Here is a 10449-nt window from a genome sequence, read left to right as displayed (position 1 = left end):
AAAATCAGTCGGTACCCGNTTATCTTGTATANGCATGGGGTTATTAAATGTGGGGTTTTGTTGTGCGTGAGCTTCGGCTATTTCTTTCAATGATTGGGCAACTATTGGGTATCTTTCCTCCCATTTTTTACATCCACTATTGACTGATTGTAATCCTAAACACACTATCCCAGTTCGTTTTTCATGTAATCCAAGTTGAACATTTTTTCTCCCCCAACCAAACACGATTTCGGTTTGTCTGGCACTTCCTCCACAATACTTGAGACACATTTCAGCTTGAAATGAACGACGCTCTGCTCCCGTCATTTTTGAGGCTGCTAAACGTAAATCATCGACCATCGACGGGGTTAAGGGATGATTTGTCTGTTTTAGCTTCAATTTGCTCTCTCTAATCTTTTTACCTCTTCATTTTAATCTATTTCTTCTGTTTTTTCAGACAAGCCAATTATGAAATTTTAAAGTTGTGTACCAAGATCCGCTAACTCTCTGTTCCTTTTATTTCTTGAAAGCCTTTAGTCCAAGCGATTACCCCCTATGGGAAAAGCTTTCTCGGAAATTACCTAACTTCCGAAGATCGTCGAGCCACTATAGGCAGAGGGTAATAATAAGATATCCCGACCATTTTCCCAATCACTTATACCATCGGATTCTCCGGCAATGACTTCCGTAGTCAGGTTAAAGACATCATTTCCGGCACCACCCAAGAAACCATCATTTCCAGCACCACCTGCCAGAGTATCATTACCGATGTCTCCCATCACGATATCTACCCCGTCGCCGGCAGAAATGATATCGTTTCCGGCGTTACCAGTAATCAAATCATCGGCGTTACCAGTACCGATAATATCATCACCTAGTCCACCAAACATGGTTACAGCATCCACTAGCCTCGAGTACATGGTGTCATTTCCCGCATCACCGAAAACTCTGTCGTTACCAAAGTTTCCGTACATCAGGTCGTCCCCATCTCCACCTCTGAGGATATCATCTCCCAGTCCCCCGGCGATTTCGTCATTGCCAGCACCACCGTCAAGAAGGTCATCCCCCTCTCCACCATAGAGTCCCCCAAGTGTGGTGTTGAAAAAGTTTGGTCCAAAGGCTTGCGTTCCTGCGGTAATATCCTGCCTGTCATCGTTACCGCCACCACCATAAAGGGTATCATTACCGCCACGGCCATACAGTGCATCTCTGGCCTCACCACCATAAATGGTATCCGCTCCCCCTCCAGCTTCAATGATGTCGTTACCATCCTCACCGTAAAGAGAACTACCAGGACTGGTGTTCACGAGGGTCATCCAATCATTACCTGGCCCACCAAACCCATCCATCAAGAAGGCACCAAGTTGGAAAAGAGTGTCGTCACCTTCTCCACCAAACGGCTTAAAGTCCCCGTCACTTTTTCCTAAAGCATCATCTCCGTTCAGACCATATTGCTCTAAATTAGGATTATCAAATTCGTTGTCGTTACCATTAGTTCCAATATATGACATGATTAAAATCTCCTCTGATTTAATTTGTAATTGTCAGTAGTAAGGCAGCATTATCTGAGAATATGCTCAGAAATCGCATTTTAGATTGTATAAAGACTATAAGAGTATAGCAAATATTACCTAGTTGACCATTAACATTACATTAAACTTTTGCACAAGTTGGAGCTATTTTTTATTAGTTACAGCGATCGCACAATATTTCAACTATTAGCCCACAATATTCTGGGGCAGTTTCCAATCCTAATCACAAGGCATATTTAGGCCACATAAACCCATACCTAGTAAAGTATATCAAATATTACTTACTTGATAAGCATAGGCAATTCAATTTTTTGCACAACTAATGGTTACCGTTTATTCTTGACAGCGATCGCACACCCCTTCAACGGTCACTTGGTAACGTTCTGGGGTTATACCTGGGCGTAACCGTTGTAAATTCAAGGGCTGAAAAGTATCCCAAGGAATATCCTCAATTACTCCACAACAAGGACAATGAAAGTGATGATGAGGTTCTAGATTAGCATCATAGCGACATACCCCTGGCTCTAACAACACCTCTCTGACTAAACCTACTTCACGTAACGCTTGTAATGCCGTATAAACCGTTGCTTGTGAAGAGGTTGGCACATTTTCATTGAGATCCTTTAAAATCTGCTCTGCGGTAGGATGATCGCTTCTCTGGAGTAAATTTGCGTAAACAGCAAAACGTTGCGGTGTTACCCTCAATTTCTTGGCTTTTAGCGCGTTTACAATCGTATTAGCTTCTTTTTTCATCGCTTTGACTTTTTGTTGTTCTCATCTCCCTATATTATAATTTAGGGTTATTGAGATTATTTCATATCTTAAAATTACTCAATAAACTGAGTAGTTATTACCATTGACTTTTTCTTAAATAAGAATTATTCTGATATATGTTGGTAAAAACTGATACAAAATTCATTGTCAAGAGGTGAAGTATGGCTGTTATCGAAACTGTACCCAGCGTTGTCTTTAAAACCCGTGTTCGTGATGAGTCTGTGCCAGGGCCTAACCCTTTTCGTTGGCAAGATGTAACCACCGAAGAAATTTTTAAAGGAAAAAAAGTGATTGTTTTTTCCTTGCCTGGTGCTTTTACTCCCACTTGTTCATCTAACCACTTACCTCGCTACGAAGAGTTATATGAGGAGTTCAAGGGGTTAGGAGTTGACCAAATTATTTGTGTGTCTGTGAATGATGCTTTTGTGATGTTCCAATGGGGCAAACAACAAGAAGCCAAAAACGTCTCCTTATTACCCGATGGCAACGGCGAATTTACCCGTAAAATGGGGATGTTAGTCGAGAAGTCTAACCTCGGTTTTGGTATGCGTTCTTGGCGTTACTCTATGTTAGTGAACGACTGCAAGGTAGAGAAAATGTTCGTCGAACCTGACTTCAGCGATAACTGTCCTACCGATCCCTTTGAAGTATCCGACGCTGACACCATGTTAGCTTACCTCAAAGGCACTGAGTCTGCTGGTGTTTCTGAACCCCGCAAAGCTTTTGTAGGTTAATTTTTACCACTAGAATATTGGTAGAGCCAATTGGCAAATTGGCTCTACTATATCTTGTGCAGAAACAGAACAATATGTTATAGTAATTAAGGTGTATGGCGAGCGTAGCCAAGTGGTTAAGGCACCGGGTTGTGGTCCCGGCATTCGTGGGTTCAAGTCCCATCGTTCGCCCTGAATATAAACCTGACCAGCACTTGTTAAATTATTCTTGGATTTTGTAGGGGATTCAAGATTATTGGACTAACCTCAAGGGTAGCGTTCTAAAAAAATTATGTGTGGCATTGCAGGAATCTGGGGACAAACAGAACAAACTAACGTTGAGGCGATGATGAAGAGTATTATTCATCGTGGTCCAGATGCAAAAGGGATTTTTACAGTTCCCAACGGTTCAGGAATTTTGGGGCATCAGAGATTGAGTATTATGGATGTAGATGGGGGAGATCAACCCATTTATTCCAAGGCAAACACCCAAGCAATTATTGGTAATGGAGAAATCTATAATTATCCTAAATTGCAACCAGAATTAGCCAAAAAATACAAGTTCTTAACGAAAAGCGATACGGAAGCAGTTTTACACTTATACGAGGAAAAGAATACAACTGCAGTGGGCGAATTAGATGGAATGTTTGCCTTTGCTATTATTGACGATAATAAGTTTATTGCTGCTCGTGATCCCATCGGCATCAAACCTCTTTATTATAGTGAAAAAGACGGTAACTTTTGGTTTGCCTCGGAATTAAAAGCTATCACACAATTTTGTGAGAATGTAGAAGAATTTCCCCCTGGCCATTTCTTCTCATCAGAAACAGGGTTTTCTCAGTATTACAGCTTACCAGATATTCCCCCCGAACTGGATGCTAATGTGGATGAGTTATTGCAAGAAATACGAGAAACCGTAGAAGCTTCTGTGGTTAAAAGATTGATGTCCGATGTACCTTTAGGTGCTTTCTTGTCGGGAGGTTTAGATAGTAGTATTATCGCTGCTATCGCCAAAAAACATAAGTCTGAATTACATACTTTTTCTGTGGGTATTGCCGGGAGTAAAGATATTAATGCTGCTCGTTTGGTGTCTGATTATTTAGGAACCATACACCACGAATACATTATTACACCCGAAGAAGCGATCGCCAAACTACCGGAGATTATTTATTATTTAGAATCCTTTGACCAAGACTTAGTTAGAAGTGGGATACCTTGTTATTTTACTTCACGTTTAGCCTCTGAATATGTAAAAGTAATTCTGACGGGAGAAGGAGCAGACGAGCTTTTTGCTGGTTATACTTACTACAAAGATATTCCCAGCGATGATACATTACATAGGGAATTAAGAAGATCTGTCAACAGTTTACACAACATTAATCTACAGCGTGTTGATCGTTTAACTATGGCTCATTCTATCGAGGGAAGAGTGCCATTTTTAGATTTAAAAATGATCGAACTAGGTCAAAAAGTACCTGCTCATTTAAAACTGAAAGGTACGCCCCCTGTAGAAAAATGGATCTTACGCAAAGCCTTTGAGGATATTTTACCAGAGGAAATTGTTTGGCGCAAAAAAGAACAATTTGATGAAGGAAGTGGCACAGTTGACTTGTTAACTGAAACCTTAAAAGATGTGATGAATGAACAACAGGCTCAACAATATCAAAAAGAGCATCCAGATATAAAATTAAGATCAGCAGAAGAGTGTTATTATCACCAAATATTCATGAAGGCTTTTGATAACCCCGATGCTCTCTTAACAAATGTTGCTCGTTGGGCAGAAACACGGTTTTAACGGTATATTGTTATTGAATTTTTACTGCGATCGCTTTTATTTTTAGCGATCGCTCTTTTTTGTTATAGCAAGATCGAGTAGCAATTAATAATTATTCGGTAAAACACTAGAATGTTATGATATCGATTGCCATAAAAATCTAAGTAGTTTTACTCAGCTTAACACTGTTTGCAGACACGCCCTAGCTCATCGTGTTGAGGAACCTTCTGCTTCCTTAGGCATTTTATTTCTATTTGGACTAGGTTTTATGGGTCGTTTATCTTTTGTATTTTTGAACAGCAGAAATTAACAATTATTTTAGATACAAATCTAATTCAGCTTTACAAATTATTTAAAAAATCCTCTAAAGTAGTATTTGTTTGTATCAAAATGTTTTTTAGTGTTAGGGGATTAAGTTCTTGTCGAGGATGAGGAATGGGGAAAGTAATTGTACTGGTTTCTGTTTTTTTGAGAATAAAATGATCTCCAGTATGTCTATCTTTTTCAAATCCTAATTTCCGAAAAGCTTTGATAGCTTTTCTACTAGAGATGTTGGTTAAATTAGATGTAGGAATTGAGGCATTATCATCATTGGTATTTTGTAATTCATTAATAACATTATTATTACCCTTTTTACAGGTTTTTAGTGCCAATTCTAAGCATTTATTTTTTTCTATTTCTGAATTTAAGTTTTCTTTTAGATTTTTATTTTGTGACATCAACCTTTCTTTTTCCTGTTCTAGACTTTCTGCTTCTTCAAAAGCATATTGTGACTCTAGTTTAACTAAGTTAATTTGTCTCTCAAACTCTTTTTGTATAGTTTCTTCTCGTTGTTGAAGAGACTTTTCATTAGACAACTGTAATTCATGTAAATCATTGATCTTTTGTTCATTTTCTTGATTCTGAATCATTAAAACTTCGATTTTTTTTCTCAGAGATTGAATATGTTGCTTGCTTTCTTGTTCTAGGTTTTCTTGTTCTTCCAATTGTAGCAACAAATTCTCTTTTTCTTGTTTTATCTCCTCCAACTCTTGAGATTTATCTTGCCAGACTTCCAAAATTAAAATTTCTTGTTCATATTTCTTGATAATAGTTTGAAGATTTTGTATTTTTTGAGTTTGCTGAATCTCCAATTTTTCTAAATTTTCTTGTTCTTTTTCTCTTTCCTCAATTAAACGGTAATTTTGAGCTATTTTGTCCTTAAGATTATTCTTCAGAATAATAATTTCCTTTTCTAATTGAATCTGCTGATTTTTTAACAATTCTTGATTTTGATCAGAAATTTTTCTTTTTTCTATTTCTTGTTTTACTAATTCTTTCTCTAATTTTAATCTTTGAAATAATTGTTGTTTTTCTCTAATAGTTGAAAGCCGATAAATCACAAAGCACTCAGTAAAACTCCAGATAAATAATCCAATAATTATAAATAATAGTATAGTTAGATTATAAAGAGGGAAACGAGAATTTTTTTTAAAAGGATTCTGAAGCCATTGTAATAATTCTTGTGAAAAGCTATCAGCAATGTCTCTAATATAATAGACTCTAGCAAGAATCAATTGTGAATCAATTGATTCTTGATTATAAACCTTATCTTCTCCCTTCGCAAAATAATAACTCTTAGCAGAAGCAGAAAAAGGATCTAATAGTAAATGATGAGAATAATTATTGAGATTATTAACTGAGATATTCCTTATCCAACTTGATTTATTGGGAAAATTTTCGTAAGAATATCCCAGAATTTTTTTTTCTTCTATATCCGTAATAATTAGCCCTTGTAACCCCTGATAATCAGCATCTAAAACTTCTTCAATTTGTTGTGTATCATTAGTAATAATGGCAGAAGATAAAGCTAAAGGAACTGTGGGAAACAAAACGTTATAATCTAACCTTTCTGAGGCGAGAAAAGAATAATTTTGATAGGTATAATAAGTTTGACGAACAGCGAATATACCAAAAGATAATAATAATAACTCAATAATAATTAGGCGGCTAAAAATAACCGCAACTTGTCTACAAGATAACTGCTTTCTTAAGATCGAAAGGAACATTCTCTTAAGATTTATGTACGAACTATGATTATAATAATTCTATTGACAATGATTCAAGTTTTCTTTATATTATTTAACCTATGGAGTAGTTTTGCCCCTGCTATGATCTCGTGACACTCTATGTCAGAATGGTTAAGGTTGTGAATTAGCCCCAAAAGCACCTTAATAGGAGGATTATATAAAAATAATGACTATGAAAATCGGCGATCGCGTTCGTGTTATGGAATCTGTTATTGTTTATCATCATCCTCAGCATAAGAAACAAGCATTTGATCTCAAAGGAATGGAGGGGGAGATAATCGAGATTGTCACCAACTGGCAAGGTAGGCCAGTTAGTGCTAACCTACCTATATTAGTCAAGTTCGAGAAACGGTTTCGGGCCCATTTTCGTGATAATGAAGTGGAAGTGATTGAAACCGTTGCCTGATACATTTATGGGGTTTATATTTTATCGAAAAATCATGGGTCTAAAACCCCGCCCTAACAGGCGTAATTGTGTTAGAATTACACTGTAGCAATATTCAGCTACCTACTGGGGGTCCCCCAGAAAGTGACGACTAACCCTGAATTGGCAGGGTGTCTGGAAACAGATGGATGTATGACCTAGTAAGGTAAGTACCAGTCAGCCTAGTAAACCTCATTTGAGAGTAGGTTTCAACAAGTAATTGTTGAATCAGAATCCACTCGCCTTTAGGCAGTGGAGTATGTCAAACCACCTTAAAATTGAACCTGATTAGGTAAGAAACTTAACCCTCACCGAATCAGGCTTTAATTTTCAAAAAAGACAAAAAATAACTATTTTTTGATGTTACGAGCCATATTACGGAACATATCCATGCTGGTGTCCGCTTGACGACGCTCCGTATTCGTATTCACAGAACTTGTTGGTTGAGAGCTACTGGTTGGCTCGGTTTGCTTCGGAGCATTGTTGACATTTCCGGCTTTTTTCTTCTCTAAGGAAGAAATTTCTTGAACCAGTTCACCACCGTTAGCAAAAGTACGCTTAATGGTGATGGGTGTACGCATAAACTTGGTATCACCTAAAGTTTTCGCTGAATCACTATCCAAGAAAAATGCTTCCTTGTTCTGGGGTTCAACTGGGGTATTATCTTGTTGGTCTACAAATTTTGCTTTACGACCACTAAACAATCCTAAGAATCCTGCCATTGTTTTGTTTTCTCCTAACGCTTTTATGAGTAAAGTGTTTCTATATGTTACAGTCTATCAAAAAATATTACAAAGCTTCAGCAGAAAGAACAAAATTGTGATTTTTTTGATCAAGTTATTCAGCGAACCTAGTGAGACTTTGATAAGCATCATCAATTAACCCTGTCTCTCCTAGTAAGCGAGTATTAGCCCCAGGACAAATATAATGAAGAGTGTCAGGGGAGAAGCGATCGCATAATAGAGCAACACTTTGTAATTGACGACCCCAATGAAAGGTTTTATCTAGCTTCAGAGGAACCGGAAACCCCTTGCGATCGGGTAGTAAGTGCCGTCCCGTGAATAATACGCCCCCGTGTCGTTGCCAATAAAGACAAGACGATCCCGTAGAATGGCCGGGGGTCCAAATAATCGTCATAGATTCGGCGATGGCCATTTCCTTCTCAAAAGAAGTGACTGTCATCGTCGGCAAAAGATAAGCCTCTTGTTCTTGGATAATAACGTGACAATTCAAAGCTTGCTGCCAAGACTTGAGAGAGGGGCTAATACCCCCACGATGGCTTAAAAACAACCACTTTACCCCACCTTGTTTGTTGATAAAGCTAAGATAATCAGGGTGATAAACAGGACAATCTATCAAGACGTTACCAGACTTTTCTCCGATGAAATAGGAAGTTCCCCCCAAAATCTCTCGATTGGGGGCAAAAGCAAATAAATCTTCCAACAATAGACGAGGGGGTTTAGGACTTTTAATAGTGTTTAAATTCATTTCTGGGGACAACTTGCTTACAATATAGATATGGGGCTATTGCTGTATTATTGCTCAATTGGTTAATTATCCCTAGAAAGAACCATCCTTAACATCAAGTTCAACTGTCAATATGAATTGGTTACTATTATTTCTTTTAGGCGCATTTACATACTATCTTGCCCAGAAAACCGTTGCCCCTATTACTCGCACACCCCTCTGGATTATTTGGTTAGTGATGATGATGCCAGCGGTAGTCTGGACGATCTGGTATGAAATTAATGGGGAGGATCAACAGATACCTCTTCCGATAATCATCATCCCTTTGGTGATTGGTTTTACCCTCTATGTCTGGTTAATTCGACTGGGAAAAATCTCTTCCTCCGATCAACCCAAAGAAACGGTTCAAAACTCACAGCCAAAACTAGAAAACATAGAACAACCTCCTCAAGACAGCGAGAAGATTAGGCCAATTACAGCCACAGAAGAGAAGTCTTTGCGAGATTGTTTTCCTTGGGAAGTCTATTACCTACAGAATGTAGATTATCGTCCCCAAGGGATTCTTTGTCGAGGAAAACTCCGCACCGCCCCAGAAAAAGCCTATAAATCCATTAAGAAAAATATTGAGAAAGTATTTGGCGATCACTTCTTAATTCTCTTTCAAGAAGGATTACAGGAAAAGCCCTTTTTTGCTTTAGTGCCTAACCCCTGGTCAAAAAATGAAAGCGAAAAAAATAGTGACGAAGAAAAATTAAAACGACCTGTATTTGCTTTAACATTATTATTGCTCACCCTATTAACTACTACTATTATTGGTACAGTTGCCATTGTTGGGGTTGCCCAAGAAACCCTTAATACAGATCCTAGTCTGTTATTAAAAGGACTGCCCTATAGTTTAGGCTTGATTACCATTTTAGGAATTCACGAATTGAGCCATTATTTTACTGCTATTCGCTACAAAATTGCCACAACTTTACCCTATTTTATACCGATTCCTTTTTTCCTGGGAACTTTTGGAGCCTTTATTCAAATGAAAGCTCCAGTCCCTCACCGAAAAGCCTTATTTGATGTGGCAGTTGCCGGTCCTTTGGGGGGTTTTATTGTTACCATTCCCTTACTAATATGGGGAATTTCTCTATCAGACATTGTGCCTCTACCTACGGTTGAAAGTGCTTCTTTACTGAATGTCGAAGCCCTTGATCCTCGTTTTTCTTTTCTGTTTGCTATTTTAGTTAAACTGGTTTTAGGCAGTAGCTTTGTAGCAGGAAAAGCCCTTCATCTTCATCCTTTAGCCGTGGCTGGATATATCGGATTAATAGTGACAGCACTCAACTTAATGCCAGTGGGACAGTTAGATGGGGGTCACATGGTTCATGCTATGTTTGGCCAAAAAACTGCCATTGTTATCGGTCAATTAACTCGAATTTTCATGTTAGTTTTAGCCATGAGTAGACCAGAATTTTTAATCTGGGCAATTCTTCTGTGGTTAATGCCAATTATGGATCAACCGGCACTTAATGATGTTACAGAATTAGATGACATTAGGGATTTTATTGGGCTATTTTGTTTAGGCTTATTAATAGTAATCTTATTACCTGTACCCGGTGCAATTAGTCAATGGTTAGGAATTTAATGGACAGTTAACAATTAACAATTAACAGTTAACAGTTAACAGTTAATAATTGTCATTCCGAGGTACGAGGAATCTCTTTAAACT

General features: G+C 37.9%; 9 protein-coding genes, 1 tRNA gene and 1 pseudogene. 5 read left to right on the top strand and 6 right to left on the bottom strand.

Annotation, left to right across the window (positions count from 1 at the left end; translation table 11 throughout):
- From CWATDRAFT_RS16335 to CWATDRAFT_RS16325, 3 genes and pseudogenes are all read right to left on the bottom strand, one after another.
- Positions 1 to 339 (bottom strand): annotated as a pseudogene (locus tag CWATDRAFT_RS16335) (ISAzo13-like element transposase-related protein); the annotation flags it as partial.
- A 221-nt stretch (positions 340 to 560) separates the two neighbouring features.
- Complete coding sequence (locus tag CWATDRAFT_RS16330) at positions 561 to 1490, bottom strand: calcium-binding protein (protein ID WP_007306044.1); 930 nt, start codon at positions 1488 to 1490, stop codon at positions 561 to 563.
- 354 nt (positions 1491 to 1844) lie between these two features.
- Entirely contained in the window at positions 1845 to 2264 is a 420-nt protein-coding gene (locus CWATDRAFT_RS16325) for a Fur family transcriptional regulator (protein WP_007306043.1), read from the bottom strand.
- A gap of 182 nt (positions 2265 to 2446) precedes the next feature.
- Between CWATDRAFT_RS16325 and CWATDRAFT_RS16320 the strand changes: the two genes are divergently transcribed.
- From CWATDRAFT_RS16320 to asnB, 3 genes are all read left to right on the top strand, one after another.
- Complete coding sequence (locus CWATDRAFT_RS16320; protein ID WP_007306046.1) at positions 2447 to 3019, top strand: peroxiredoxin; 573 nt, start codon at positions 2447 to 2449, stop codon at positions 3017 to 3019.
- A 98-nt stretch (positions 3020 to 3117) separates the two neighbouring features.
- Positions 3118 to 3190: transfer RNA gene (locus tag CWATDRAFT_RS16315), tRNA-His, on the top strand.
- Positions 3191 to 3290: 100 nt separating this feature from the next.
- Positions 3291 to 4793 carry an asparagine synthase B gene (gene asnB / locus CWATDRAFT_RS16310; protein WP_007306047.1) on the top strand — a complete coding sequence of 501 codons (1503 nt, stop codon included), beginning with the start codon at positions 3291 to 3293 and terminating at the stop codon, positions 4791 to 4793.
- Positions 4794 to 5113: 320 nt separating this feature from the next.
- On the opposite strand, the gene CWATDRAFT_RS16305 is transcribed toward asnB, so the two are convergent.
- On the bottom strand, positions 5114 to 6820 hold the full coding sequence (locus CWATDRAFT_RS16305) for a type II toxin-antitoxin system HicA family toxin (protein WP_007306042.1): 1707 nt from the start codon (positions 6818 to 6820) through the stop codon (positions 5114 to 5116).
- A 193-nt stretch (positions 6821 to 7013) separates the two neighbouring features.
- Here CWATDRAFT_RS16305 and CWATDRAFT_RS16300 point away from each other — a divergent pair, with 193 nt between their 5' ends.
- Positions 7014 to 7247 (top strand): ferredoxin-thioredoxin reductase variable chain, encoded by a 234-nt coding sequence (locus CWATDRAFT_RS16300; RefSeq protein WP_007311248.1) that lies wholly within the window; start codon positions 7014 to 7016, stop codon positions 7245 to 7247.
- A gap of 368 nt (positions 7248 to 7615) precedes the next feature.
- Here the strand turns inward: CWATDRAFT_RS16300 and CWATDRAFT_RS16295 are convergent, their stop codons facing one another.
- Both CWATDRAFT_RS16295 and CWATDRAFT_RS16290 read right to left on the bottom strand, forming a co-directional pair.
- A complete protein-coding gene (locus CWATDRAFT_RS16295) occupies positions 7616 to 7987 on the bottom strand; it encodes a hypothetical protein (protein ID WP_007306041.1) in 372 nt (123 codons plus the stop codon).
- Between the two features lie 115 nt (positions 7988 to 8102).
- Positions 8103 to 8753, bottom strand: coding sequence for an MBL fold metallo-hydrolase (locus tag CWATDRAFT_RS16290; RefSeq protein ID WP_007306040.1), 651 nt, complete (start codon positions 8751 to 8753; stop codon positions 8103 to 8105).
- Positions 8754 to 8865: 112 nt separating this feature from the next.
- Here CWATDRAFT_RS16290 and CWATDRAFT_RS16285 point away from each other — a divergent pair, with 112 nt between their 5' ends.
- Positions 8866 to 10365, top strand: coding sequence for a site-2 protease family protein (locus CWATDRAFT_RS16285; protein ID WP_007306049.1), 1500 nt, complete (start codon positions 8866 to 8868; stop codon positions 10363 to 10365).
- The last annotated feature ends 84 nt before the right edge of the window (positions 10366 to 10449 follow it).

Origin of the sequence: Crocosphaera watsonii WH 8501 (genome assembly GCF_000167195.1) — a bacterium.
Lineage (GTDB): Bacteria > Cyanobacteriota > Cyanobacteriia > Cyanobacteriales > Microcystaceae > Crocosphaera > Crocosphaera watsonii.
This window is presented reverse-complemented; position numbering and strand designations above follow the sequence as displayed.